This is a genomic window from Azospirillum agricola (assembly GCF_020005195.1).
Lineage (GTDB): Bacteria > Pseudomonadota > Alphaproteobacteria > Azospirillales > Azospirillaceae > Azospirillum > Azospirillum agricola.
Genome location: NZ_JAIFZR010000002.1, coordinates 610,344 through 632,706 on the forward strand (window position 1 = coordinate 610,344; position 22,363 = coordinate 632,706).

23 protein-coding genes are annotated in these 22,363 nt (G+C 71.7%); 15 read left to right on the forward strand and 8 right to left on the reverse strand.

Translation table 11 applies throughout. The features are described 5' to 3' along the window. Positions 1 to 3 precede the first annotated feature (3 nt). From JN22_RS05630 to JN22_RS05645, 4 genes are all read left to right on the forward strand, one after another. The gene (locus JN22_RS05630) at positions 4 to 951 is read left to right on the forward strand and encodes an electron transfer flavoprotein subunit alpha/FixB family protein (RefSeq protein WP_085552969.1); all 948 of its coding nucleotides are present in this window, start codon (positions 4 to 6) and stop codon (positions 949 to 951) included. 60 nt (positions 952 to 1,011) lie between these two features. Next, positions 1,012 to 1,890 carry a 3-hydroxybutyryl-CoA dehydrogenase gene (locus JN22_RS05635; protein WP_085552970.1) on the forward strand — a complete coding sequence of 293 codons (879 nt, stop codon included), beginning with the start codon at positions 1,012 to 1,014 and terminating at the stop codon, positions 1,888 to 1,890. A 213-nt stretch (positions 1,891 to 2,103) separates the two neighbouring features. Then, entirely contained in the window at positions 2,104 to 3,489 is a 1,386-nt protein-coding gene (locus JN22_RS05640; RefSeq protein WP_085552971.1) for a tyrosinase family protein, read from the forward strand. A gap of 84 nt (positions 3,490 to 3,573) precedes the next feature. Further along, a complete protein-coding gene (locus JN22_RS05645) occupies positions 3,574 to 4,032 on the forward strand; it encodes a hypothetical protein (RefSeq protein WP_085552972.1) in 459 nt (152 codons plus the stop codon). 37 nt (positions 4,033 to 4,069) lie between these two features. Here the strand turns inward: JN22_RS05645 and JN22_RS05650 are convergent, their stop codons facing one another. Next, positions 4,070 to 4,447 carry a hypothetical protein gene (locus JN22_RS05650; protein ID WP_085552973.1) on the reverse strand — a complete coding sequence of 126 codons (378 nt, stop codon included), beginning with the start codon at positions 4,445 to 4,447 and terminating at the stop codon, positions 4,070 to 4,072. Positions 4,448 to 4,637: 190 nt separating this feature from the next. Here JN22_RS05650 and JN22_RS05655 point away from each other — a divergent pair, with 190 nt between their 5' ends. The 3 genes from JN22_RS05655 to JN22_RS05665 are packed head-to-tail and all read left to right on the forward strand — an operon-like array spanning position 4,638 to position 7,050. Then, positions 4,638 to 4,967, forward strand: a complete 330-nt coding sequence (locus tag JN22_RS05655; protein ID WP_085552974.1) for a PepSY domain-containing protein — start codon at positions 4,638 to 4,640, stop codon at positions 4,965 to 4,967. 5 nt (positions 4,968 to 4,972) lie between these two features. Next, positions 4,973 to 5,632 (forward strand): response regulator, encoded by a 660-nt coding sequence (locus JN22_RS05660; RefSeq protein WP_085552975.1) that lies wholly within the window; start codon positions 4,973 to 4,975, stop codon positions 5,630 to 5,632. A 20-nt stretch (positions 5,633 to 5,652) separates the two neighbouring features. Then, positions 5,653 to 7,050: a sensor histidine kinase gene (locus JN22_RS05665; RefSeq protein WP_223677588.1), complete on the forward strand. Its 1,398-nt coding sequence runs from the start codon at positions 5,653 to 5,655 to the stop codon at positions 7,048 to 7,050. A 20-nt stretch (positions 7,051 to 7,070) separates the two neighbouring features. On the opposite strand, the gene JN22_RS05670 is transcribed toward JN22_RS05665, so the two are convergent. After that, positions 7,071 to 7,691 carry a response regulator transcription factor gene (locus JN22_RS05670; RefSeq protein ID WP_085552976.1) on the reverse strand — a complete coding sequence of 207 codons (621 nt, stop codon included), beginning with the start codon at positions 7,689 to 7,691 and terminating at the stop codon, positions 7,071 to 7,073. After that, positions 7,681 to 9,423 carry an MASE1 domain-containing protein gene (locus tag JN22_RS05675; RefSeq protein ID WP_085552977.1) on the reverse strand — a complete coding sequence of 581 codons (1,743 nt, stop codon included), beginning with the start codon at positions 9,421 to 9,423 and terminating at the stop codon, positions 7,681 to 7,683. The genes JN22_RS05670 and JN22_RS05675 overlap by 11 nt, the downstream gene beginning before the upstream one ends. A gap of 233 nt (positions 9,424 to 9,656) precedes the next feature. Between JN22_RS05675 and JN22_RS05680 the strand changes: the two genes are divergently transcribed. From JN22_RS05680 to mnhG, 8 genes are all read left to right on the forward strand, one after another. Further along, complete coding sequence (locus JN22_RS05680) at positions 9,657 to 10,493, forward strand: universal stress protein (protein ID WP_085552978.1); 837 nt, start codon at positions 9,657 to 9,659, stop codon at positions 10,491 to 10,493. Positions 10,494 to 10,629: 136 nt separating this feature from the next. After that, positions 10,630 to 11,118 (forward strand): PTS sugar transporter subunit IIA, encoded by a 489-nt coding sequence (locus tag JN22_RS05685; RefSeq protein WP_085552979.1) that lies wholly within the window; start codon positions 10,630 to 10,632, stop codon positions 11,116 to 11,118. 151 nt (positions 11,119 to 11,269) lie between these two features. Continuing rightward, the gene (locus JN22_RS05690) at positions 11,270 to 14,257 is read left to right on the forward strand and encodes a monovalent cation/H+ antiporter subunit A (protein ID WP_085552980.1); all 2,988 of its coding nucleotides are present in this window, start codon (positions 11,270 to 11,272) and stop codon (positions 14,255 to 14,257) included. Next, on the forward strand, positions 14,257 to 14,601 hold the full coding sequence (locus tag JN22_RS05695; protein WP_085552981.1) for a Na+/H+ antiporter subunit C: 345 nt from the start codon (positions 14,257 to 14,259) through the stop codon (positions 14,599 to 14,601). The genes JN22_RS05690 and JN22_RS05695 overlap by 1 nt, the downstream gene beginning before the upstream one ends. Next, a complete protein-coding gene (locus JN22_RS05700; protein WP_085552982.1) occupies positions 14,598 to 16,238 on the forward strand; it encodes a monovalent cation/H+ antiporter subunit D in 1,641 nt (546 codons plus the stop codon). Before JN22_RS05695 ends, JN22_RS05700 begins: the two co-directional genes overlap by 4 nt. Before the next feature lie 8 nt (positions 16,239 to 16,246). After that, positions 16,247 to 16,723, forward strand: a complete 477-nt coding sequence (locus tag JN22_RS05705; RefSeq protein WP_223677589.1) for a Na+/H+ antiporter subunit E — start codon at positions 16,247 to 16,249, stop codon at positions 16,721 to 16,723. Continuing rightward, complete coding sequence (locus JN22_RS05710; protein ID WP_085552984.1) at positions 16,720 to 17,001, forward strand: K+/H+ antiporter subunit F; 282 nt, start codon at positions 16,720 to 16,722, stop codon at positions 16,999 to 17,001. Before JN22_RS05705 ends, JN22_RS05710 begins: the two co-directional genes overlap by 4 nt. Further along, positions 16,998 to 17,405, forward strand: a complete 408-nt coding sequence (gene mnhG, locus JN22_RS05715) for a monovalent cation/H(+) antiporter subunit G (RefSeq protein ID WP_085552985.1) — start codon at positions 16,998 to 17,000, stop codon at positions 17,403 to 17,405. Before JN22_RS05710 ends, mnhG begins: the two co-directional genes overlap by 4 nt. Here the strand turns inward: mnhG and JN22_RS05720 are convergent. The 5 genes from JN22_RS05720 to JN22_RS05740 all read right to left on the reverse strand — a co-directional run bounded on the left by JN22_RS05720 (position 17,365) and on the right by JN22_RS05740 (position 22,342). Continuing rightward, complete coding sequence (locus tag JN22_RS05720) at positions 17,365 to 18,522, reverse strand: CaiB/BaiF CoA transferase family protein (protein ID WP_085552986.1); 1,158 nt, start codon at positions 18,520 to 18,522, stop codon at positions 17,365 to 17,367. The two genes, mnhG and JN22_RS05720, sit on opposite strands and share 41 nt — an antisense overlap. A 96-nt stretch (positions 18,523 to 18,618) precedes the next feature. Continuing rightward, on the reverse strand, positions 18,619 to 18,873 hold the full coding sequence (locus JN22_RS05725; RefSeq protein WP_085552987.1) for a hypothetical protein: 255 nt from the start codon (positions 18,871 to 18,873) through the stop codon (positions 18,619 to 18,621). A gap of 17 nt (positions 18,874 to 18,890) precedes the next feature. Further along, positions 18,891 to 19,880 (reverse strand): NADPH:quinone oxidoreductase family protein, encoded by a 990-nt coding sequence (locus JN22_RS05730; protein ID WP_085552988.1) that lies wholly within the window; start codon positions 19,878 to 19,880, stop codon positions 18,891 to 18,893. Further along, positions 19,877 to 20,761 (reverse strand): MaoC/PaaZ C-terminal domain-containing protein, encoded by an 885-nt coding sequence (locus JN22_RS05735; RefSeq protein WP_143268156.1) that lies wholly within the window; start codon positions 20,759 to 20,761, stop codon positions 19,877 to 19,879. Before JN22_RS05735 ends, JN22_RS05730 begins: the two co-directional genes overlap by 4 nt. A 3-nt stretch (positions 20,762 to 20,764) precedes the next feature. Next, positions 20,765 to 22,342: an AMP-binding protein gene (locus JN22_RS05740; protein ID WP_085552990.1), complete on the reverse strand. Its 1,578-nt coding sequence runs from the start codon at positions 22,340 to 22,342 to the stop codon at positions 20,765 to 20,767. Between the last annotated feature and the right edge of the window lie 21 nt (positions 22,343 to 22,363).

Below are 22,363 nucleotides of genomic sequence, written 5' to 3' on the forward strand. Positions count from 1 at the left end.
ACCATGGCCAACATTCTCGTCGTCGCCGAGCACGACAACGCGACGCTCAAGCCCGCCACGCTGAACGCCGTCACCGCCGCCGCCCAAATTGGCGGCGACGTCCATCTCCTGGTCGCCGGCAAGGGCGCCCAGGCTGTCGCCGAGGCCGCCTCCAAGGTCGCCGGCGTGTCGAAGGTCCTGCTGGCCGACGACGCCGCCTTTGAGCATCAGCTGCCCGAGGAGGTCGCCCCGCTGGTGGTGTCGATCGCCAAGGGCGGTTACGGCCATGTGCTGGCCGGCGCCACCTCGGTCGGCAAGAATCTGCTGCCGCGCGTCGCCGCGCTGCTCGACGTCGCCGCGATCTCGGACATCACCGGCGTCGTCTCGGCCGACATTTTCGAGCGGCCGATCTACGCCGGCAACGCCATCGCCACCGTCCAGTCGAAGGACGCGGTGAAAATCGTCACCGTGCGGACCACCGCCTTCGAGACCGCCGCCGCGACCGACGGTTCGGCGTCGGTCGAGCCGGTCGCGGGCGCCGGGGCCGCCGGCCTGTCGCGCTTCGTCTCGGCCGAGCTGACCAAGTCGGAGCGTCCGGAGCTGACCGCCGCCCGCGTGGTGGTGTCGGGCGGGCGCGGCATGCAGTCGGGCGAGAACTTCCCGCTGCTGGAGGCGCTGGCCGACAAGCTGGGCGCCGCCGTCGGCGCCTCGCGCGCCGCCGTGGATGCCGGCTTCGTGCCCAACGATTACCAGGTCGGGCAAACCGGCAAGATCGTGGCGCCCGAACTGTACATCGCCGTCGGCATTTCCGGTGCCATCCAGCACCTCGCCGGCATGAAGGACAGCAAGGTCATCGTCGCCATCAACAAGGACGAGGAAGCGCCCATCTTCCAGGTCGCCGATTACGGTCTGGTCGCCGACCTCTTCAAGGCCGTGCCGGAGCTGACGGCCGAACTGGACAAAGCGCGGTAAGACACCGGGCGGGTTCGCCCGCCCGGTTCCCGTCCCACTCCATCCCCGCGGAACTGCTTCATGTCCACGATCAAGACGATTGGTATCATCGGTGCCGGCCAGATGGGCAGCGGCATCGCCCAGGTCTGCGCGCAGGCGGGCTATGACGTCGTCATCTCCGACATCAGCGACGAGGTGATCGCCAAATCCCTCGCCACCGTCGACCGGAACCTGGACCGTCAGGTGCAGAAGGGCAAGCTGGCCGAGGCCGACAAGGCCGCGGCGCTCGCCCGCATCACGACGGGCACCGACCTGTCGGTCTTCGCCGACGCCGATCTCGTGATCGAGGCCGCGACCGAGAATGAAGCGCTCAAGCGCGACATTCTGAAGAAGCTGGTCCCCCACCTGAAGCCCGAGGCGCTGATCGCGACGAACACCTCGTCGATCTCGATCACGCGTCTCGCGGCGGCGACGGACCGGCCGGCCAAGTTCATCGGCATGCATTTCATGAACCCGGTGCCGGTGATGCAGCTCGTCGAGCTGATCCGCGGCATCGCGACCGACGAGCCGACCTTCACCGCCGTCAGGGAACTGACCCAGGCGATCGGCAAGACCGCGGCGGTGGCGGAGGATTTCCCGGCCTTCATCGTCAACCGCATCCTGCTGCCGATGATCAACGAGGCGGTCTACACCCTCTACGAGGGCGTGGGCGGCGTCGAGGCCATCGACACGGCGCTGAAGCTGGGCGCCAACCACCCGATGGGACCGCTGGAGCTGGCGGACTTCATCGGCCTGGACACCTGCCTCGCCGTCATGCAGGTCCTCTACGAGGGGCTGGCCGACAGCAAGTACCGCCCCTGCCCGCTGCTGGTGAAGTATGTCGAGGCCGGCTGGATCGGTAAGAAGTTCGGCCGTGGCTTCTACGATTATTCGCAGACGCCGCCGGTCCCGACCCGCTGACCGCTCCGTCACGACCCGGACCTTTTTTTTCGGCCCGCCCGGCCTTGCCGGAGCGGGCCTTTTCCTGTCCGCCCTCTTCCGAGACGATGCGGGAATTGATTACAAAAATATCAACTTACGAGTCATATCGACGCAATTTCGCTCGCCACATAAATTGTTATCTTGAGCAAAATATCCCGCATCGAGTGCAATCATTGTCCGGAGACGCATCCCATGGACCGTCGTCAGTTCATCGTCGGAACCCTGGCCGCCGGGACGGCCGCCAGCCTGCTCCCCACCGCCCTTCCCGCCGCCGTCTCCACCGGGGACAAGCCACGGGTGCGCCGCAGCGTGATGACGATGAAGGCCGACGACCCGTTCTTCGCGGACTACGCGAAGGCCATCACGGCGATGCACGAGCTGGAGAAGACCTCCCCGAGCGATCCCCGCACCTGGCGCAACCAGGCGCTGGTCCACTTGCAGCATTGCCCGCACGGCGCCGAGGATTTCGTGCACTGGCACCGCTACTACCTGACCTATTTCGAGCAGATCTGTGCCCAGTTCAGCGGGAATCCCGACTTCACCCTGCCCTATTGGGACTGGTCCTACGGCACCGGCATCATTCCCGACCCCTTCTACGACGTGCCGGCGCTGAACGTCACCTACTGGAAGGACCGCTCGGACGCCCAGTCGGACAACTGGGGTCCCGACGAGGTGACGACGGTCGGCATCCGCATCCTGCCGCGCGGGTCGGGCGTCCAGGAAGGCTCCAAGGGCGGGGCGTTCACCGCTGCGACGCTTGAGGGCATCCTCGCCAACACGGTCTTCGACAACTTCACCAAATCGCTGGAAGGGACGCCGCACAACACCGGCCATGTGGTCGTCGGCGGCACGCAGGGGCACATGGGCGACGGCATGTCGCCGCTCGACCCGATCTTCTGGCTGCACCACTGCATGGTCGACCGGATGTGGGCGGCCTGGCAGGCGCGCGGCAACGCCACGCCGCCGCTCGACAAGAACTACAGCAACCAGTTCGTCGACGGCCAGGGCAAGCCGGTCACCGGCATCACCTCCGCCGGGTCGCTGAACTACCCGGCGCTCGGCTACATCTACGACGGCATCACGCCGCCCGCCCAGTCGGTCCTGACGGCGTCGGCCAGGCGCCTGTCGGGCAGCGCCGCCTCGAAGCCGGTCGCCGCCTCCACCCAGCCGGTCGCCTTCAACGGGTCCGCCGTGACCACCATCGGGCTCGACACGCCGGCCGGCGCGCCCCGCTCGCTGGAGGCCGCGGCGCCGGGCGGCCGCCTGCTGGCGGACGTCGCGGTCGGCAGCGCGCCGACCCTGTCGCCGCTGCTGGTCAACGTCTTCGTCAACAAGCCCGACGCCACGGCCGAGACGCCCTACACCGATCCGCATTTCGTCGGCACCTTCAGCTTCTTCGGCGGCCACCGCAACCACGCCATGCCGCTGAACTTCGTGCTGGACCTGACCAAGGTGGCCGGGCAGCTGACGGCGGATGGATCCGACCCCACGCTCCAGTTCGTTCCGGTCTATGTCCAGCCGGTGGCCGGGACGCCGCCGGCCTTCACCATCCGGAGCGTCCGCATCCTGCGCGGATGAGGCACCGGGGACGGGACGGCCAAGGCGGTTGCGCCGGCATCCGGGCGATCCCACCTCTTGCTGATGAACCGGAGGAGGGATCGCATGGCCGTGCCGAACATCCTGATGGCGCTGGCGGTGGTGCTCGGCCTGTCGGCGGGCTCCGCCGGCCCGTCCCTCGCGGCCGGGCCGGTCGCCACCGTCACCGCCAAGGCCCCGGCGGATCTGCGCGTTCCCCTGCCGCCCGGCCGGGGAAGCGGCGCGCCCGTGCTGACCCTGACCCTGGCCCCGACACAGGTCGACCGCGACGAGGCCTTCGTCGTCGCGGTCTACCGGGCCGACGACGCGGCGGACGCCCAGCCGCTGGCGGTCTTCAGCTTCTTCCCGCCACCACGAGTCGGCAAGACCGCCGATTTCGTGGCCCCGGCCCCGGCCGAGGCCGTCGCGGCGGCTGGCGCCGACGGCGCCCTGCGCCTGCGCATCGCCCTGCTGCCCGCCGCCAAGGACGGGCGCCTCGAGCGCAGCGCACTCGACGTGCTGTCCGCCCGGCTGGGCTGGGAATGACGCCCCGCCCCGGGCGTCCGGGGTGAGGCGTCCACGGTCAATCGTCGTCGTGATCGGCCTCGACGCGACCGAAGGCGGTGCCGTCCTGGCGGATGATCTGGCGCGGCCGCAGGACGCCGTCGTCGAATTTTCCGACCACGGTGATTGGATCGCCGGCGTTCAGCCCCTCGGGCAGCGGCGCGCGGCTGGCGACGTCGATCTCGTCGCGCCCGTCGTTCAGCACGAAACGGTTGGCGGCAAGGCCGCCGATGGTCCCGCTGACGGTGCCGCCGCCGGCCTTCAGCACCTCGATGACCGGCTGCGGGCCGCCCGGCTGGCGTGCCCGCCGATCGTCGTCGGCGCGGGCCGCCGCCGACAGCGTCAGGGCGGCGAGGGCGGCGAGCAGGGCGGCGGTTTTCGGCGTGATGTGCGGCATGGTCGTGTGTCCCCGTGCTTTCTGTGGATGGAGGCTGTGGCGTCGCGCCGCCCCGATGACCCGCAGCCTGCCGCCTTCCACCTGAGCCGATGCTGAACGGACCGTTCATCCGCCGTTCAGGAAGCCGGGGCTAGGCTGGCGGCCCGATCCCACCACGGCCTCACCCACGGCCCCCAAGCCGGAAGTCCCCATGCGCGCACCCCCTTCCCTCCTGTCCGGCCTGCTGCTCGCCGCCGCCCTGCTGGCCGGCGCGTCGGCATGGGCCGGCGACGACCACGACCGCGCGCGCGAGGCGCTGCGCGACGGCCGCATCCTGCCGCTGGAACGCATCGCCGCCCTGGCGAAGCAGCGGTTCGGCGGCGACATCCTCGATGTCGAGCTTGAGGACGAGGACGACGGTTTCCGCTATGAACTGAAGTTGATCGCGGGCGACGGCCGCATCATGAAGCTGGAATACGACGCGGCGACCGGCGAGCTGCTGCGCGCCAAGACGCGCGACCGCAAGCCGGAGCGGAGATAGCCCCGATGCGCATCCTGGTGGTGGAGGACAACGCCGAGCTGGCCCGGCAGCTGGCCCAGCGGCTGGAGGCGGAGGGCTACGCCGTCGACCGCGCGGCCGACGGCGAGGACGGCCAGTTCCTGGGGGAGACCGAGCCCTACGACGCCGCCATCCTCGACCTCGGCCTGCCGAAGGTCGACGGGCTGTCGGTGCTGCGGTCGTGGCGGCGCAACGCGGTGACGGTGCCGGTGCTGATCCTGACGGCGCGCGACGCCTGGCACGAGAAGGTGCAGGGCATCGACGCCGGGGCCGACGATTATCTCGCCAAGCCCTTCAACATGGAGGAGCTGCTGGCCCGCGTCCGCGCGCTGATCCGCCGCGCCAAGGGCCACGCGACGGCCGACATCGCCTGCGGCGGCGTCGTGCTCGACACCCGCTCCGGCCGGGTCACGGTCGACGGCGCGCCGGTCGAGCTGACCGCCTACGAATACCGGGTGCTCTCCTACCTGATGCACCGCAAGGGCCGGACGGTGTCGCGCAGCGAACTGATCGAGCATGTCTACACCCAGGATTTCGATCGCGATTCCAACACGGTCGAGGTCTTCGTCGGGCGGCTGCGCCGCAAGATCGGCGCCGACATGATCAAGACCGTGCGCGGGCTCGGCTACCGGCTGGACGAACCGTGAGGTGGCCGAGAGGCTGGCCGGTGGCGGGTTGGCTGGCGGCCGGCTGGCCGGATTCGCTGCGCTTCCGCCTGCTCGCCGGGGCGGCGGTGTGGATCGCCCTCGCCCTGGCCGCCGCCGGCATCGTCCTGTCCGGCCTGTTCCAGGACCATGTCGAACGCCGCTTCCGGGCCGAGATGGCCAACCATCTGGAGCAGCTCGCCGCTGGGCTGGAGCTGGACCCGGCCGGGCGGCCGGTGCTCCGCGCGCCCCTGAGCGACCCGCGCTTCCGCCGTCCGCTGTCCGGCCTCTACTGGCAGGTCGGCGGACCGGAGGGGACGATCCTGCGCTCCCGCTCGCTGTGGGATGGCGCGCTGGCCCTGCCGGCGGCGGGTGGACCGGGCGAGGCCGACGACGGCGGCATCCACCAGCACGACGTCGCCGGCCCCTCCGGCCAGCCGCTGGCGGTCGTCGAACGCTCCATCCTGCTGCCCGAGCGGCCCGATCCGATCCGCATCGCCGTCGCCGCCGACCGCGCCGAGATGGCGGCGGTGACCGACGCCTTCGACCGCACGCTGGCGCTGTCGCTCGGCGCGCTGGCGCTCGCCCTGATCGCGGCGGCGCTGGTCCAGGTGAAGGTCGGGCTGGAACCGCTGGCGCGGCTGCGCCGCGAGCTGACCGAGCTGCGGGCCGGACGGCGGAAGCGCTTCGCCGGGGCGATGCCGGCCGAGGTCACGCCCCTGGTCGAGGATCTGAACGCCCTGCTCGCCCACGCCGAGGAGGTCGTCGGGCGCGGGCGGTTGCAGGCCGGCAATCTGGCGCACGCGCTGAAGACCAACCTCGCCGTGCTCGCCAACGAGGCCCGCGCGCTGGAGGATCAGCAGGCCCCGGCCGACGCCGCCAGCGCCCGGCGGATCGCCCAGGGCATCGCGGCGATGCGCCGCCACGTCGACCATCACATGGCCCGCGCGCGCGCCGCCGCCTCGCGCGGGGTGCCGGGCATCAGCACGCCGGTGGCCGACAGCGCCGCCGGGCTGGTCCGCGTCATGGGCAAGCTGCACGCCGCGGCGGGGCTGGCCCTGGACCTGGATGTCGCCCCCGGCCATCTCTTCGCCGGGGAACGCGAGGATCTCGACGAGATGCTCGGCAATCTGGTGGACAACGCCTGCGCCTGGGCCGTCGGCCGCGTCGCCATCGCCTGCCGGGCCGAGGCGGGGATGCTGGTCGTCACCATCGACGACGACGGCCCCGGCCTGCCGGAGGAGCGCCGCGAGGAGGTGCTGCTGCCCGGCATCCGGCTGGACGAGAGCGTTCCCGGCACCGGGCTCGGGCTGGCGGTGTCGCGCGACCTGGCGCGGCTCTACGGCGGCGACCTGCGGCTGACCGACTCGGCCCTGGGCGGCCTGCGCGCCGAGCTGCGGCTGCCGGCGGCGGGGGGCTGAGCGCCGCCCCGGAATGGCGCTCAGCCGCGACCCGGCTCCAGCCGCGTCAGCATGCGGACCAGTTCGGAGGCATTGCGCGCGCCCATCTTCTCCAGCACGCGGCCCCGGTGGGTCTCCACCGTGCGGATGCCGATGTCGAGCCGGCGGGCGATGGTCTTGTTGGGCAACCCCTCGGCCACCAGTTCCATCACCTCGCGCTCGCGCGGGCTGAGCAGGGCCGTCCGCTCGCGGATCCCGGCGGCCTCGATGCCGGCCTGCCGGGCGCTGCGGTCGCGCTCGCAGGCCTCGTGGACCCGTTCGATCAGCAGATCCTCGTCGAACGGCTTCTGGAGGAAATCCACCGCCCCGGCCCGGAAGGCGCGGACGGCGGCCGGCACGTCGCCGTGCCCGGTCATGACGATCACCGGCAGGGTCAGGCCGCGCTGGACCATCTCCTGCTGCAAGGTCAGCCCGTCCATGCCGGGCATCCGGATGTCGAGCACCGCGCAGCCCGGCTGGCCGGGGTCGGCCACCGCCAGGAACTCGGCGGCCGAGGCGCAGGGGCGCACGGTCAGCCCGGCCAGCTCCAGATGCAGCGCCAGCGCGTCGCGGACGGCCTCGTCGTCGTCGACGATGAAGATGACGGGGAGCTCAGGCGTCATGGCGGCCGGCCTCGGCTCCGTGGACGGGAAGGGTGAAGCGGAACATCGTCTCTCCCTGGGGCAGACGTTCGGCGGTCATGGTGCCGCCATGGCTCTCGACGATGCTGCGGGCGATCGACAGCCCCAGCCCCATGCCGGTCGCCTTGGTGGTGACGAAGGGGGCGAACAGGTTGCGCTCGACCACCCCGGCCAGCCCCGGCCCGCTGTCGCGCACGCCGAGCGCCACGAATCCGGGCTCGGCCGCGCGCGCGGCGAAGACGACGATGCGCCGGCGGCGGGGAGCGGCGCCCTGGGCGGACATGGACGCGGACGCGGACGCGGGGGCGGCGGACGTAGGGGCCGCATCGTCCATCGCCTCGGCGGCGTTGCGCACGAGGTTCAGGATCACCTGCTGCAACTGGATCGCGTCGCCGCTGACCGGCGGCAGGCCGGGCGCCACCTCGGGCTGGATCGACACGGCATGCTGGCCGGCGAGCGGGGCGGCGAGCGTCAGGCAGTCGGCGATCAGCCCGCCGGCCGACAGCGGCGCACGGTCGCTGCGCCCCTTGCGCACGAAGTCGCGCAGGCTGCGGATCACCCGGTCGGACCGCTCGGCCTGGGCCACCGTCTTGTCGATGATCTCGCTGAGCCTGGGCGAGGCCTGCTCCAGCTTGGCGAGCTTGCGGGCGGCCCGCGCGTAGCTCATCGTCGCCGCCAGCGGCTGGTTCAGCTCGTGGGCCAACGCCGCCGCCATCTCGCCGGCCTCGGTCAGGCGGGAGGCGCGGGCGAGGTCCGACTGCCGCTCGCGGATCGCCGCCTCGACCCGGCGGCGCTCGCTGACCACGGCGCCCAGCAGCAGCGCGGTCACCGCCAGCGTCAGCATGAGAAGCTGGAAATGGGTGGTGCGCGCCGTCTCCGCCCCGGTCGCCTGGATGGCGACGATCAACCCGGCCTGGATGGCGGCCGAGGCGAAGGCCGCCCCCGCCAGCCCGTACCGCACGGCGACCGCCACCGCCGGCAGGAACAGCAGGTAGAAATGCTCGTACTGGGCCGGGGCCAGCGGGCCGAAATCCAGCCACAGGGTGACGGCGATGATCAGCCCATAGGCCGCCAGCTCGGCGGCCACGCTCCAGGACGGTGCCCAGGAGGGCGGCCAGGAGGGCGGCCAGGAGGATTGCGGGAACGGCCACCAGGACGCGCTCCGGAACGGACGGGCCGCCGCGCCGCGCAGGACGACCAGCACCACCGGGGTCAGCACCGCGATGCCGATGACCTCGCCCACCCAATAGCGCAGCAGCACCCCGGCGAAGTCCGACCAGGGGAACAGGCCGGCCAGCGTGTGCAGCGCGATGTAGCCGATCCCCACCGCCAGCGGGGTCGCCGCGGCGCCGGCGAGCAGCAGCACGACGTCGCGCAGCCGCGACAGCCGGGGGTCGAGCCCGAGCCGCTCGCGCAGCCCCCAGGCCGCCCCACCATAGCCGGCGGCGACCGCTGCGTTCGCCGCCACCGTCACCCAGACGGCGACCGGCAGGTCCCGCACCAACAGGTCGGCCGCCATCAGCCCGAGCCAGACCAGCGGGACGGCGGGGAGGCCGAAGACGATCAGCGTCCCCATCATCAGCCCGGCCGGCGGATTCCAGGGGGTGACGTTGAGCGGCGAGATCTCGTGGATGAAGCTGACCCAGTCCAGCGCGAGATGGGCGCCCAGATAGGCCGCGGCGAGGCTCCAGCGGCTGAGCGGAATCTTCGGCATCTCCTCCCGTTCCCTCGACACCGGCCCCGCCCGTCCCGGCACCGCGATGGACCACGGCCGGCGGCGGGGGACGGAGGCAAGCGGCGATGCTAGCCCAGCCGGCCGGCGCCCGCAGCAACCGGCCCCCGGTATCCGTGGTAATACGGAAGGCGAGGCTCCGCCAGTCCGTAAAAGCCGGCATAGACAGGGGCGCTCCCCTCTTCCGATCATGCCGGGGAAAAGGGAGGACGGCCATGGCGAGCCTTCGACGTATCCTGCTGGCGACCGACCTCGAACCGAAATCGGATCGGGCGATGGAGCGCGCGGTTCTGCTCGCCCGCCAGTCCGGCGCCGAGCTGACGGCGCTCCACGTCGTCCACGGAACGGACGGCCCCTACGCCCATCTTCCCCTCCATCACGTCGAGATGGAGCTGCGCCGCCACCTGCTGGCGGTTCCCGGCGCCGCCGGGCTGACGACCCAGGAGGTCGCGGTGCGCGGCGGCGCGGTCGATTCGCGGATCGCCGGCTATGCCGGGCTGTGGCAGCCCGATCTGGTGGTGGCCGGCGCCCACGCGCGCGACCAGCTCGCGGACCTGTTCCTGCCCGCCACCGTCGAACGGATCGCCGTCGCCGACGAGACGCCCCTGCTGGTGGTGCGCGACAAGCCGCTCGGCCCCTACACCCGCGCACTGGTCCCGGTCGATTTCTCCGAACGCTCGCGCGCCTCGATCGAGGCGGCGCGCCGGCTGCTGCCGGCCGGCGGCCTGCATCTGCTGCATCTTCTCGACCTGCCCCCGGTGGCCTCCGCCGGGGCGGACCTCGCCGCCGAATTCGCCGGGGAGTTCGACCGGCTGCTGGGGACGGACGCGCCCGGCGATCTGGCCATCACCCGCGAGGTGCGAATCGGCGCCCTGGTCCCGGAGATCGTCCGCACGGCGCGGCTGGGCCGCTACGATCTGGTGGCGATGGGGTCGGCGCGGCGCGACGGGCTGATCCGCGTGCTGCTGGGCAGCGTTGCCCAGGACGTGCTGGCGGAGCTTCCCTGCGACGCCCTGATAACGGGGGCGCTGAGCGGCGTCCGGCGGCGCTAGATGGGCCTTGCGGCAAGGGAGGAGGTTTCCTCCGCTTCAGGCGATTGCTCCGGCGTTCCGGGCAGCCCACTTGACGTTCCGGACGCGAACACCATCCAATGCAGAACGCAGACGGTTCGCCCACAAGGAGACGGGAATGAGCATTTCGGACCTTTTTTCGACGGCCGACGTCATTCTCGGCGCAAGCCCGGCCAACAAGGCCGGGCTGCTCGACCTGCTGGCGGACGAGGCGGCGAACCGGCTGGGGCTTCCCAAGCCGGACGTGCTGGCGGCGCTCCAGGCGCGCGAGAAGATCGGCTCCACCGCGCTCGGCCGCGGCGTGGCGCTTCCCCATGCGGAGCTGCGCGACGCCCAGGCCCCGGTCGTGCTGTTCGCCCGGCTCGGCCGCGGCGTCAACTTCGACGCGCGGGACGAGGAGCCGGTCGATCTGGCCTTCCTGGTTCTGTGGCCCACGGCGGCCCGCAAGGGGCTGCTGCCCGCCATGTCGGAAATCTGCCGGGCGCTGCGCGACCCGCAGACGCTGCGCCGGCTGCGCGCCGCGGAGACGCCCGAGGAGGTCGTCCAGCTCATCCAGCAGGCGACGGTTCCCGACCCCGACGAGGATGTGGTGCCGGAGGGCCCATGAGCCCCGACCCCGATCCCCCGGCCATGCCCCGCCGACACGCCTGAACGGGCGCCGCGCCGGTCTCCGGAACGCCCGCCGCCCCACCGACGGCCACGGTCCCGCCCCAAGGTTCCGCCCCCGTCGTCACCAAGCCGCTTGATTGTTGGAGAGCATGCCCGACGCCCTGTTGCTGCTGACCGCCGTCGGTCTTCCCTTCGTCGGCGCCATCGCCGCCGGCCTCCTGCCGACGCACGCGCGCAACGCCGCGGCGTGGATGGCCGGCGGGGTCGCGCTGGTCGGACTCGCCCTGCTGTGGGCCGCCTACTCGACGGTGGCGGCCGGCGGCGTGCTCCGCCACGAGATCGACTGGATGCCGTCGGTCGGGCTGAACTTCATCCTGCGGATGGACGGCTTCGCCTGGCTGTTCGCCGGGCTGATCTCGGGCGTCGGCGCGCTGGTGATCCTGTACGCGCGCTACTACATGTCGGCCGAGGATCCGGTCCCCCGATTCTTCTCCTTCCTGCTCGCCTTCATGGGCTCCATGATGGGGGTGGTGCTCTCCGGCAACCTGATCCAGATCGCCTTCTTCTGGGAGCTGACCAGCCTCTTCTCCTTCCTGCTGATCGGCTACTGGCACCATCTGGCGGCGGCGCGCGACGGGGCGCGGATGGCGCTGACCATCACCGCCACCGGGGGCCTGTGCCTGTTCGCCGGCATGCTGGTGCTCGGCCACATCGTCGGCAGCTACAACCTCGACGTCGTGCTGGCCTCGGGCGACCGCATCCGGGCGCATCCGCTCTACCTGCCGGCCCTGATCCTCATCCTGCTGGGCGCCCTGACCAAGAGCGCGCAGTTCCCCTTCCATTTCTGGCTGCCGCACGCGATGGCGGCGCCGACCCCGGTCTCGGCCTACCTGCACTCGGCGACGCTGGTGAAGGTCGGCATCTTCCTGATGGCGCGGCTGTGGCCGGTGATGGCCGGAACCGAGGCCTGGTTCTGGATCGTCAGCTCGGCCGGCATCGCCACGCTGCTGCTCGGCGCCTACGCCGCGATCTTCCAGCACGACCTGAAGGGGCTGCTGGCCTATTCGACCATCAGCCATCTCGGGCTGATCACGCTGCTGCTCGGCCTCAACAGCCGGCTCGCCATGGTCGCGGCGATCTTCCACATCATCAACCACGCGACCTTCAAGGCGTCGCTGTTCATGGCCGCCGGCATCATCGACCACGAGACCGGGACCCGCGACATCCGGCGCCTGTCCGGCCTGAACCGCTTCATGCCCTTCACCGCGCGGCTGGCGCTGGTCGCCGCCGCCGCGATGGCCGGCGTGCCGCTGCTCAACGGCTTCATCTCCAAGGAGATGTTCTTCGCCGAGGCGCTGTCGGCCGAGGGTCCGCTGCCGCCGCTGATCGACATCCTGCCGGTCGCCGCCACGGTGGCGAGCGCCTTCAGCGTCGCCTATTCGCTGCGCTTCATCCACGGCGCCTTCTTCGGTCCCGACCCGGTGGATCTGCCGCGCAAGCCGCACGAGCCGCCCTCCTGGATGCGCTTCCCGGTCGAGATCCTGGTGCTGGCCTGCATCATCGTCGGCCTGCTGCCGGCGGCCACCGTCGGGCCGTACCTGGACATGGCGGCGCATGCCGCCCTGGGGACCGCGACGCCGGAATACAGCCTCGCGGTCTGGCACGGCTTCAACCGGCCGCTGCTGATGAGCCTGCTGGCCCTGACGGCCGGGGTCGTGCTCTATCTGCTGCTCCAGGAGTATCTGGCCAAGGGGGTGGAGGGGGCGCCGCTGATCCGCCGGCTGGACAGCCAGCGCCTGTTCGAGCGCGCCCTGGTCTTCCTGTCCTGGCGGCTGGCGCGGACGGCGGAGGGGCTGCTCGGCACCCGCCGCCTGCAACCCCAGCTCCGCCTCGTGGTCTGCGTCGCCGTCCTGGCGGCGGGCTGGGCCGCCCTGCTGCGCTGGCCCGGCCCCGGCAACCTGATCCCCGCCGGCATCGACCCGGTGCTGGCGCTGATCTGGGCGATCGGCGCGGGCTGCGCCCTGGGCGCGGCGTGGCAGGCGAAGTTCCACCGGCTCGCGGCCCTCATCCTGCTGGGCGGCACCGGGCTGGTCACCTGCATCACCTTCGTCTGGTTCTCCGCCCCCGACCTCGCGCTGACGCAGCTGCTGGTCGAGGTCGTCACCACCGTCCTGCTGCTGCTGGGCCTGCGCTGGCTGCCCAAGCGGCTGGACCTGCCCGGCACCCGCGCGGCGGAGGTGCTGACCCGGACGCGCCGCCTGCGCGACCTCGGCATCGCCGTCGCCGCCGGCGCCGGCATGGCGGCGCTCGCCTTCGCGGTGATGACCCGCGTCCCGCCGGAGCTGCTGGCCGAGCATTTCCTGGAGCGTGCCTACACCGAGGGCGGCGGCACCAACGTCGTCAACGTGATCCTGGTGGATTTCCGCGGCTTCGACACGCTGGGCGAGATCACCGTGCTCGGCGCGGTGGCGCTGACCGCCTACGCGCTGCTGCGCCGCTTCCGCCCGGCGCCCGACAGCGTCGACGTGCCCGAGCAGCAGCGCGACCAGAGCGCCTACGACATCGCCCAGCCGGAGCGGCGCGACGGCGACACGGTGGCCGACTGGCTGCTGATCCCGTCGCTGATCGCGCGGCTGCTCTTCCCGATCATCTGTCTGGTCGCGATGTTCCTGCTGCTGCGCGGCCACGACCAGCCCGGCGGCGGCTTCGCGGCGGGGCTCACCGCCTCGATCGCCATGATCCTGCAATACATGCTGGGCGGGACGCAGTGGGTCGAGGCGCGGCTGCGGGTGCTGCCGCTGCGCTGGATGGGCATCGGGCTGCTGCTGGCCGCCGGCACCGGCCTGGGCGCCTGGGCGTTCGGCCGGCCCTTCCTGACCTCCTACTTCGCCTACGCGGATCTGCCGGTGCTCGGCAAGATCCCGATGGCGAGCGCCCTGATCTTCGACGTCGGGGTCTTCGCCCTGGTGGTCGGCGCCACGATGCTGACGCTGATCGCGCTGGCCCGCCAGTCGCTGCGCGGCCACCGCGCCTCGGCGCCGCGCCCCGCCGACCCGCCGGCCCTGCCGCCGCCGGTGCCGGCGCCCGCGCCGCCCCCGACCCCGACGCCGGCACAGACGACGATGGGAGACGACTGATGGAACTCATCCTCGCCCTCGGGATCGGCGTGCTGACGGGATCGGGCGTCTGGCTGCTGCTGCGGCCCCGCACCTTCCAGGTGATCATCGGCCTCTCGCTGCTGTCCTACGCCGTGAACCTCTTCATCTTCTCCACCGGCGGGCTGCGCACGGGCGCCGCGCCGGTGCTGCAACAGGGAACCGCGGGTGACCTCTCCACCTACGCCGACCCGGTGCCCCAGGCGCTGGTCCTCACCGCCATCGTCATCGGCTTCGCCACGACGGCCCTCTTCCTCGTCCTTCTGCTGGCCGCGCGCGGCCTGACGGGGACCGATCACGTGGACGGCCGGGAGAAGGACCGATGACAGGCTGGATGGATCACCTGACGATCGCCCCCATCGTCATCCCCCTGCTGGCCGGGGCGATGATGATGCTGATCGACGAGCGGCGGCGGCCGCTGAAGGCGGCGCTCGGCCTCGCCTCCACGGTGGCGCTGCTGGTGGTGGCGGTGACGCTGCTGCGGATCGCCGACGGCGCGCCGCCGGAGGCGGGGGCCGCCGCGGTGCGCATGTACCGGCTGGGCGACTGGCCGTCCTTCCTCGGCATCGTGCTGGTGCTCGACCGGCTGGCGGCGCTGATGCTGGTGCTGACCGCCATCCTGGGCCTCGCCGCCCTGGTCTTCTCGCTGGCGCGCTGGCAGAAGGCGGGGGCACATTTCCACCCGCTGTTCCAGTTCCAGCTGATGGGGCTGAACGGCGCCTTCCTGACCGGCGACCTGTTCAACCTGTTCGTCTTCTTCGAGATCATGCTGGCGGCCTCCTACGGGCTGGCCCTGCACGGCTCCGGGCTGGCCCGCGTCCGCGCCGGGCTGCACTACGTCGCCATCAACCTGGCGGCCTCCCTGCTGTTCCTGATCGGGGTCAGCGTGATCTACGGCATCGCCGGCACGCTCAACATGGCCGAACTGGCGAACCGCATCGCCACCGTCGCGCCCGAGGACCGGGCGCTGCTGGAGGCGGGAGCCGCCATCCTCGGCATCGCCTTCCTGACCAAGGCGGGGATGTGGCCGATCGGCTTCTGGCTGCCCAACACCTACTCCACCGTCAGCGCGCCCTCGGCGGCGATCATGTCGATCCTCAGCAAGGTGGGCATCTACGCCGTGCTGCGGCTGTGGCTGCTGATGTTCGGCGGCAGCGCCGGCGCCTCGGCCGGCTTTGCCGGCAACTGGCTGCTGATCGGCGGCGTGCTGACCATCGTCTTCGGATCGGTGGCGGTGCTGGCGACGCAGAGCATGGCGCGGCTGGCCGGCGCCTGCGTGCTGGTCTCCTCCGGCACGCTGCTGGCGGCGATCGGCATGGGGCAGGTCGCGGTGACCGGCGGGGCGCTGTTCTACCTGACCAGTTCGGTCCTGGCGATCGCCGGCTTCTTCCTGCTGATCGAGCCGCTGGAGCGCAGCCGCGAGGTCGGCGCCGACGTTCTGGCGGTGACCCGCGCGGCCTTCGGCGAGGACGACGAGGAGCCCGACGAGGACGACGAGGTCGGCATCGCCATCCCGGCGATCATGGCGATCCTCGGCGTCAGCTTCGGCGCCTGCGCCCTGCTGCTGGCCGGCCTGCCGCCGCTGTCCGGCTTCCTCGCCAAGTTCGCCATGCTGGCCCCCCTGCTGGCGCTCGACACCAGCGGCGACGCCGGCGTGTCGGTCACCGCCTGGGTGCTGCTGGCGGCGCTGATCCTGTCCGGTCTGGCGACGGTGGTCGCCATGACCCGCACCGGCATCGACGTCTTCTGGGCCTCGCCGGGCAACGAGCTGCCGCGCGTGCGCGTGGTCGAGATCGCGCCGGTCGTGCTGCTGCTGTCGCTGTGCGTCGCGCTTTCCGTCGGGGCCGGGCCGGTGATGCGCTACATGGAGGCGACGGCCCAGTCGCTGCACGTGCCGCAGGACTATGTCCGGATGGTGCTGCCGCCGCCCCCGGCGGAACCGGGCGCTGGAGACGGCCAATGAGACGCTGGATGCCCTTCCCCGTCCTGACCGCGACGCTGCTCGCCGTCTGGCTGATCCTGAACGAGAGCGTGACGCCGGGCGGCATTCTGCTGGGCGGCGTGCTGTCGATGATCGCCGTCCGCATGCTGCTGGCGCTCGATCCGCCGAAGGGGCGGATCCGCCGCGTGCAGGTGGCGGTCAAGCTGGTGTTCCTGGTCCTGGGCGACATCATCCGCTCCAACCGCACGGTGGCCGAGATCATCCTGCGGCCGGACAGCGGCAAGCGGACGGCCGGCTTCCTGCTGATCCCGCTCGACATGCGCGCGCCCTACGGGCTTGCGGCGCTCGCCTGCATCATCACGGCGACGCCCGGCACGATCTGGGTGGAGTATGATTCGGTCAAGCACACCATCCTTCTCCACATCCTCGATCTGGTCGAGGAGCAGGTGTGGATCGACACCATCAAGGACCGGTACGAGAAGCGCCTGATGGAGGTGTTCGAATGATCACGGAAATCCTGGTCTGGTCGATCCTGGTGGCGCAGATCCTGCTGGTTCTCGCCATGGGCTGCGCGGTGGTCCGCATGCTGAAGGGGCCGCGGGCGCAGGACCGGGTGCTCGGCCTCGACACGCTCTACGTCAACGCCACCATGCTGCTGCTGACCTTCGGCATCCGCACGGCCAGCATCCTGTATTTCGAAGCCGCCCTGATCATCGCCCTGCTCGGGTTCGTCTCGACGGCGGCGCTGGCGAAGTTCCTCATGCGGGGAGAGGTGATCGAATGACGCATCTGGCCGAGATTCCCGCGTGGGTGGCGCTGCTCACCGCCCTGTTCCTGCTGATCGGCGCCGGCCTGACCCTGATCGGGTCGTTCGGGCTGCTGCGGTTCGACACCTTCTACGCGCGGATCCACGCCCCGACCCTGGGATCGACCCTGGGCGTCGGCTTCGTGCTGATCGCGTCCATGCTGTTCTTCACGGTGCTGGAATCGCGCCTCGTCATCCACGAGGTGCTGATCACCGCGCTGATGATCGTCACCACGCCGATCACGCTGATGCTGCTGGGCCGCGCCGCGCTGTACCGCGACCGCACGGAGGGCAACGACGACGTGCCGCCCTCCCAGGCCACCGTCGTGAAACCGGACGTCGTCATCCCCGAGGCGACAGGCGATCAACCTCCTCCGGCGTGAAGCCCCAGTCGGCCAGGATGTCCCGCGTGTGCTCCCCCGGCGCCGGCGGGGGCCCCTGGACCGCCGGCCGGCTGCGGCTGAAGCGCGGCGCCGGGGCGGGCTGGACCACGCCGCCGACCGCGACGAAGCCCTCGCGCGCCACCGTGTGGGGATGGTGCGGCGCCTCCGCCATCGACAGGACCGGGGCGAAGCAGACGTCGGTGCCCTCCAGCCGCGCGCACCACTCGTCGCGCGTCCGCGTCCGGAAGACCTCCGCGAAGGCCTCGCGCAGGCGGGGCCAGTTCGCCTCGCTCCGGTCGCGCAGGGTGGCGCGCAGGGTGTCGTCGGTCACGCCGAGCAGTTCCAGCATCCTGTCGTAGAAGCGCGGCTCTAGCGGGCCGATGGCGATGTGCTTGCCGTCGCTGGTCCCGTAGCTGTCGTACCAGGGCACGCCGCCGTCGAGCAGGTTGCTTGCCCGCCGGTCGTGCCACAGCCCGGCGTCGAGCAGCCCGTAGAGCGCCGCCCCCAGCGAGGCGGCGCCGTCGACCATCGCCGCATCCACCACCTGTCCCTTGCCGGATTTGGCCCGTTCCAGCAGGGCGCAGACCATGCCGAAGGCGAGATACATGGCGCCGCCGCCGTAGTCGCCGATCAGGTTCAGCGGCGGCAGCGGCCGGTCGGCCGGACCGATGGCGTGCAGCATGCCGCTGAGCGCGATGTAGTTCAGATCGTGCCCGGCGGCCTTGGCCAGCGGCCCCTCCTGCCCCCAGCCGGTGATCCGGCCGTAGACCAGCCTCGGGTTGACCGCCAGCAGCTCGTCGGGCCCGAGGCCGAGCCGCTCCATCACGCCGGGGCGGAAGCCCTCGATCAGGGCGTCGGCCTGTGCCACCAGCCGCTTCAGCGCCACCACCCCCTCCGGGCTCTTGAGGTCGAGCACCGCCGAACGCCGGCCGCGGTTGGTGACGTTGCCGAGGACCGGGATGTCGATTCCCTGGTCGGGCGGCGCGGCGCGGTCGATGCGGATGACCTCGGCCCCCATGTCCGACAGCATCATGGCGCAGAAGGGGCCGGGCCCGATGCCGGCGATCTCGATGACGCGCAGCCCCGCCAGGGGGCCCGTCGGCTGCTTGCTGTCCATCACATCCCGCTCCCTCACACTCTTTCCCTCCATGGGCCGACGCCGGCTTTCCGGACGCTGGCGGCGCAAGGCCGTGCCTGACGATGCCGGGCAGACTCAGGTTTTCTTGACGAAGGGGCGGGTGCTTTCCGACAGTGGCTGGAACGCCTCCTTGCCGGGAACCACGCGCTTCAGGTTGCAGCCGTCCCAGGGGCGCCAGCTCTCGGCCGGGGTCTTGACCTGGAACCGGTCGAGGTCGTGCTCCATCGGCCGGTCCTCGCGCAGCGTGCCGTTGCGGGCGAACATGTCGCGCACCGGCGTCGCGCGCATTCTGGCGACGACCGCCTTGGCGCCCAGAGACCCGCACGGCATGGCGGTTGTCCTCCCTGTTATTGCGCGGCCTCGAAATCGGGCCGGATGACGGGCTTGCCGACGCTGCGCCGGTTCCGGAAATCGTCCAGCAAGGGAACCAGCGCGGACAGCGGGTGGATGATGGGTCGCTCGGGCCGCAGGGCGCCGCTGTCGAGCAGGTCGCGCAGGCGCGCCAGCAGCGCCCGGTTGGCCGCCGGCTCCTGCTGCATGAAGCCGCCCCAATCGACCCCGACGATGCTCGCCCGCTTCAGGAGCGGCAGGTTGAGAGGGATGCGGGGGATGTCCCCGGCGGCGAAGCCGACGACCAGATGGCGGCCGCCGGGGGCGAGGCTGCGGAAGGCCGGCTCGGACAGGGCGCCGCCCACCGGGTCGAGCACCAGATCGATCCCGCCGCCGAGCCGCTCCGTCATCGCGCGGCGCCAGTTCGGGTCGCCGTAATCGACCGCCAGATCGGCGCCGCGCGCCCGGCAGAAGTCCAGCTTCTCCGCCGAGGAAGCCGCCGCGACCACCCGCCCGCCGAGCCCGCGCGCGATGTCGATGGCCGCCGCCCCCACCGTTCCGGCACCGCCGAGCACCAGCACCGTCTCGCCGGCCTTCATCCGCCCGCAGGTTTCCAAGGCGTAGAGGCTGGTCGCGTAGGCGCTGAGAATGGAGGCGGCGGTGGCGGCGTCCATGGCCGGCGGCACCGCCAGACAATGGTCGCAGCGCGCCACCGTGCGTTCGGCCAGGGCGCCCTTGAAGGCGATGGCCGCGACCCGCGCGCCGATCAGCGCCGGGTCGCCACCCTCCCCCACCGCCAGCACCCGCCCGGCCAGCTCGCGCCCCGGCACGAAGGGCGGCTCGGGCCGTTCCTGGTAGCGGCCGCCCAGCAGCACCGCGTCGAAGCCGCCGAGCCCGACCGCCTCGACGGCGATCAGCGCCTCGCCGGGGCCGGGCTGCGGTTCGGCGATCTCGGCGACGCGCAGCGCGGGCGGCTCGCCGTAGGACAGGCAGTACAGCGCCTTCATCGGACGCTCCCCCCGCGCAGCCGGCTCAGGCCGTTCCTGACCACCACGGCGTCGCGCGCCTTGACCCGCGCCTGGAAGGACACCGTGTCGCCGCCGCCATCGCCGCCCGCATCGCCGTCAATCCACAGATCGACGGTGATCGTCTCGCCCGGAAAGACCGGGGCCGAGAAGCGCGCCTGATGGTGGAGCATGCGCTCCGGCTGGAAATCGCAGCAGGCGGCGAGCACGGCGCGGGCGGTGATCGCGTAGGTGCAGAGCCCGTGCAGGATCGGGCGCGGGAAGCCGGCGGCGCGCGCCGCCTCGGGATCGGCGTGCAGCGGGTTGAGGTCGCCGGAATGCCGGTAGAGCAGCGCCTGCGACGGCGTGGTCGGCAGATCCATGGAGAGATCAGGCGCGCGGTCGGGCACCGGGTGCGGCGCCGGCTGGCCCTTGGTCGGGCCGCCGAAACCGCCCTCGGCCCGGCCGAAGGCGGTGGTGACGACGGTCGCCAGCGGCTCGGGATCGCCGTCGAGGCGCAGGATCTTCTCCTGCGCGAACACGGCCCCCTTCCCCGCCCCCTTGTCCCAGGCGCCGACCATGCGCCCCTCGACGGTGCCGGTGCCGCTCGCCGGCATCGGCCGGTGCAGGGTGACCGCCTGCTCGCCGTGCAGCAGATAGCGGGTGTCGAGCCCGATCCGGAACAGCGGCCCGCCGGCGAAGGTCGGCACGATCGCGAAGGTTGGCAGCGCCTTCAAACCGCGCTCGTAGACGAAGGGGAGTTCGCGCTCGTCCATCGGGTCGGCGCCCATCCCGACGCCCAGAGCGTAGAGCATCGCGTCGCGTTCGCTCCAGGACGTGTCGTCCCGCGTCCGCAGCTCCATGATCGCCGCATGGTCCAGCATGATTCAGTTCACTCCGCGTGTCCGGTCGCGCCAATAAGGCTCGCGCAGCGCCTTGCGGTCCACCTTGCCGAGCCCGGTCAGCGGCATCTCGGCGACGATGTCGATGGATTTCGGCGACCAGGGGGCGCCGCGCAGCGCCTTCACATGCGCCTGGAGGTCGGCCGCCTCGACGCTGGCGCCGGGGCGCAGGGTGACGAAGCCCTTCACCGCCTCGCCCCACTTGCTGTCGGGGATGCCGATCACCCCGGCCAGCGACACCGCCGGGTGCGCCATCAGCGCGTCCTCGACCTCGCGCGGGTAGATGTTGAAGCCACCGGAGATGATCATGTCCTTGGTGCGGTCGACGATGTGCAGGAAGCCCTCGGCGTCGCGCCGGGCGACGTCGCCGGTGTGCAGCCAGCCGCCGTGGAAGGCCTGCTCGGTCAGCTCCGGCTGGCGCCAGTAGCCGGTCATCACCAGCGGCCCGCGCACGCACAGCTCGCCCGGCTCGCCGATCCCGACCTCGCGCATGTCGGCGTCGAACAGCTTGACGTCGCACAGCGCGGTCGGTCGCCCGCAGGAGCCGAAGCGTTCCGGCTTGGTCAGGTCGTGATCGACCTTGCGCAGCGTGGTGACGCATTGCGGCGCCTCCGACTGGCCGTAGAGCTGGAGGAAGACCGGGCCGAAGGCGTCGATGGCGCGGCGCAGCAGGTCCGGCGCCATCGGGGCGGCGCCGTAGACGATCAGACCCATCGACGACAGGTCGTGCCGCGCCAGGAGATCCGGATCCTCGACCAGCGTGTTGATGATGGTCGGCACCAGGAAGGCGGCGGTGATGCGCTCCTCCGCGACGCTGCGGCAGAAAACCTCCGTGTCGAAGCCGGGCAGCAGCAGGGCCGAGCCGCCCATCAGCATGATCGGGTAGAGCATGATGCCGCCGGCGTGGCTGATCGGCGTGACGGCGGCGTAGCGCAGCTCGGCCGGCCATTCCCATTCGGCGGCGATGGTCGAGGCCATGGCGGCGATGGTCCGGTGCGGCAGCATGATGCCCTTCGACCGTCCGGTGGTGCCGCCGGTGTAGCAGAGCAGCGAGGTGTCCTCCGCTTCCGCCCGCGGGTCGAGCGGGGCGGGGTCGAGGTGCCGCAGTTCCTCCAGCAGGTCGGGGACGCCGTCGAGCGGGCCGCCCAGGGGGCCAAGGGCCAGCAGATGTTCCAGGCCCGGCACCCGCGCGCGGATCGCCAGGGCGCGGGCCCCGAAGCGCTCGGAATCGACGATCAGGGCGCGCGCCTCGGAATCGGCGAGGATGAAGGCGTGGTCGTCCTCGCCGGCCAGCGGGTGCAGCGGCGTGTAGCGGATGCCCAGCATGTTGGCGGCGCAGATGGCGGCCCAAGGCTCCACCCGGTTGCCGGTCAGGATGGCGATCCCGTCGCCCTTGCCGAGCCCGAGGGCGCGGAAGCGGGTGACGAAGCGGCCGATCCAGTCGCCCAACTCGGCGTAGGTCCAGCGCGTCCGCCGGTCGGCCAGGGCCGGGCGGTCGGCGAAGCGGACGACGGCATCGGCGATCAGCCGCCCGGCCGTGCCGCCGGTGTGCAGGGATGGCATGGGGATCCTCGCATGGGGAGG

Bases quoted from the DNA above. Each gene is read 5' to 3' on its own strand.
- JN22_RS05630 (WP_085552969.1), top strand. From the start codon at position 4: ATGGCCAACATTCTCGTCGTCGCCGAGCACGACAACGCGACGCTCAAG.
- JN22_RS05635 (WP_085552970.1), top strand. From the start codon at position 1,012: ATGTCCACGATCAAGACGATTGGTATCATCGGTGCCGGCCAGATGGGC.
- JN22_RS05640 (WP_085552971.1), top strand. From the start codon at position 2,104: ATGGACCGTCGTCAGTTCATCGTCGGAACCCTGGCCGCCGGGACGGCC.
- JN22_RS05645 (WP_085552972.1), top strand. From the start codon at position 3,574: ATGGCCGTGCCGAACATCCTGATGGCGCTGGCGGTGGTGCTCGGCCTG.
- JN22_RS05650 (WP_085552973.1), bottom strand. From the start codon at position 4,447: ATGCCGCACATCACGCCGAAAACCGCCGCCCTGCTCGCCGCCCTCGCC.
- JN22_RS05655 (WP_085552974.1), top strand. From the start codon at position 4,638: ATGCGCGCACCCCCTTCCCTCCTGTCCGGCCTGCTGCTCGCCGCCGCC.
- JN22_RS05660 (WP_085552975.1), top strand. From the start codon at position 4,973: ATGCGCATCCTGGTGGTGGAGGACAACGCCGAGCTGGCCCGGCAGCTG.
- JN22_RS05670 (WP_085552976.1), bottom strand. From the start codon at position 7,691: ATGACGCCTGAGCTCCCCGTCATCTTCATCGTCGACGACGACGAGGCC.
- JN22_RS05675 (WP_085552977.1), bottom strand. From the start codon at position 9,423: ATGCCGAAGATTCCGCTCAGCCGCTGGAGCCTCGCCGCGGCCTATCTG.
- JN22_RS05680 (WP_085552978.1), top strand. From the start codon at position 9,657: ATGGCGAGCCTTCGACGTATCCTGCTGGCGACCGACCTCGAACCGAAA.
- JN22_RS05685 (WP_085552979.1), top strand. From the start codon at position 10,630: ATGAGCATTTCGGACCTTTTTTCGACGGCCGACGTCATTCTCGGCGCA.
- JN22_RS05690 (WP_085552980.1), top strand. From the start codon at position 11,270: ATGCCCGACGCCCTGTTGCTGCTGACCGCCGTCGGTCTTCCCTTCGTC.
- JN22_RS05695 (WP_085552981.1), top strand. From the start codon at position 14,257: ATGGAACTCATCCTCGCCCTCGGGATCGGCGTGCTGACGGGATCGGGC.
- JN22_RS05700 (WP_085552982.1), top strand. From the start codon at position 14,598: ATGACAGGCTGGATGGATCACCTGACGATCGCCCCCATCGTCATCCCC.
- JN22_RS05705 (WP_223677589.1), top strand. From the start codon at position 16,247: ATGCCCTTCCCCGTCCTGACCGCGACGCTGCTCGCCGTCTGGCTGATC.
- JN22_RS05710 (WP_085552984.1), top strand. From the start codon at position 16,720: ATGATCACGGAAATCCTGGTCTGGTCGATCCTGGTGGCGCAGATCCTG.
- mnhG (WP_085552985.1), top strand. From the start codon at position 16,998: ATGACGCATCTGGCCGAGATTCCCGCGTGGGTGGCGCTGCTCACCGCC.
- JN22_RS05720 (WP_085552986.1), bottom strand. From the start codon at position 18,522: ATGGACAGCAAGCAGCCGACGGGCCCCCTGGCGGGGCTGCGCGTCATC.
- JN22_RS05725 (WP_085552987.1), bottom strand. From the start codon at position 18,873: ATGCCGTGCGGGTCTCTGGGCGCCAAGGCGGTCGTCGCCAGAATGCGC.
- JN22_RS05730 (WP_085552988.1), bottom strand. From the start codon at position 19,880: ATGAAGGCGCTGTACTGCCTGTCCTACGGCGAGCCGCCCGCGCTGCGC.
- JN22_RS05735 (WP_143268156.1), bottom strand. From the start codon at position 20,761: ATGCTGGACCATGCGGCGATCATGGAGCTGCGGACGCGGGACGACACG.
- JN22_RS05740 (WP_085552990.1), bottom strand. From the start codon at position 22,342: ATGCCATCCCTGCACACCGGCGGCACGGCCGGGCGGCTGATCGCCGAT.